This is a genomic window from Actinomadura sp. NPDC048032 (assembly GCF_040653175.1).
GTDB classification, from domain to species: domain Bacteria; phylum Actinomycetota; class Actinomycetes; order Streptosporangiales; family Streptosporangiaceae; genus Spirillospora; species Spirillospora verrucosospora.
The window spans coordinates 1-1,440 of record NZ_JBEZJP010000791.1 but is presented as its reverse complement, the minus strand read 5'-3'; the positions used below and the strand labels follow the sequence as shown (position 1 = coordinate 1,440).

At 71.5% G+C, this 1,440-nt stretch carries 1 rRNA gene; it reads left to right on the top strand.

The window, feature by feature from the left end:
* Window positions 1-94, top strand: a 5S ribosomal RNA gene (gene rrf, locus AB0C69_RS42245); the annotation flags it as partial.
* Window positions 95-1,440 lie beyond the last annotated feature (1,346 nt).

Below are 1,440 nucleotides of genomic sequence, written 5' to 3'. Positions count from 1 at the left end.
AACACCCGGTCCCATCCCTAACCCGGAAGTTAAGCCCTTCAGCGCCGATGGTACTGCATGGGAGACCGTGTGGGAGAGTAGGACGCCGCCGGACATGAATTGGTCGAGGGTCGCCCTGGAATTTCCGGGGCGGCCCTCGACGCATGTCGTGGGTCGGCCGAAGTAGGCTGAAGACTCCACCGAACCACCAAGAACAGTGACGGACGTGATGAGCGCGGAAGAGGACGGCCGAAGCGACGACAGCCGCGACCGGCGAGGCGGCAACGGGCGGCGTGACACGCCGGCCCGTCGTGGGGGCGATGCCCGCGGCGGCCAGGGAGGGCCCGGGGCTCGCAAGAGCGCCGGCCCCCGCAGCGGGGGGTTCCGCGCCGGCGGCTCCCAGGGCGGACGTGGTCGCCCTGGTGACAGGCAAGAACGGGACGCGCGCGGTAAGCGCGACGACCGCAAGCCGGGCCGTCCGTTCAAGCGCTCCGACGACAGACGCGATGAGCGGCGTCCCGAGTCCCGCGAGGGCCGCCCAGAGGGCCGTTTCAGCGGCCAGGGCGGTCAGGGCGGCGAGCGTAAGGACAGCCGCTTCTCCGGCCCGCGCGGCGAGCGCAAGGACGACCGGTTCTCTGCTCAGCGCGGTGAGCGCAAGGAGGGCCGTTTCTCCGGTCAGGGTGGCGAGCGTCGAGACAATCGCTTCTCTGGCCCGCGCGGTGAGCGTCGGGACAACCGTTTCTCTGGTCCGCGCGGTGAGCGCCGGGAAGGCGGTTTCTCGGGCCAGGGCGAGCGTCGGGACAGCCGTTTCTCCGGTCAGGGCGTCGAGCGTCGAGACAATCGCTCCTCTGGTCCGCGCGGCGAGCGCAGGGACGACCGTTTCTCCGGTCAGGGCGGCGAGCGTAAGGACAGCCGTTTCTCCGGTCCGCGCGGTGAGCGTCGAGACAATCGCTCCTCTGGTCCGCGTGGTGAGCGTCGGGACAACCGTTTCTCTGGTCCGCGTGGTGAGCGTCGGGAAGGCGGTTTCTCCGGTCAGGGCGAGCGCCGAGAGGGCCGTTTCTCTGGCCAGGGTGGCGAGCGTCGAGACAATCGCTCCTCCGGTCCGCGCGGCGAGCGCAGGGACGACCGCTTTTCTGGTGAGGGCGGCGAGCGTCGCGAAGGCCGTTCCTTTGACAACCGTGCGCCTCGTGCGGGTCAGGGCGGTGGCGGGCCGCGCCGGGAAGGGCGCCCCGGAGGATTCCAGGGACGCGGCGGCCAGGGTGAGCGTCGCTCCCAGGGGCGTCCGCAGGATCGCCCGTTCAGGGGGCCCCGTGATGAGCGTGAGGAGCGTCGTCCGGGCGGGCGGCGTTTCGAAGGCAAGCGCGAAGGACGTCCAGGAGAGCGCGACAGGCCGTTCAAGGGTCGCGGTAGCCAGGAGAGCCCGGAGGGCCCGCGGCCGACGCCGCAGCACCCGGCGCCGCC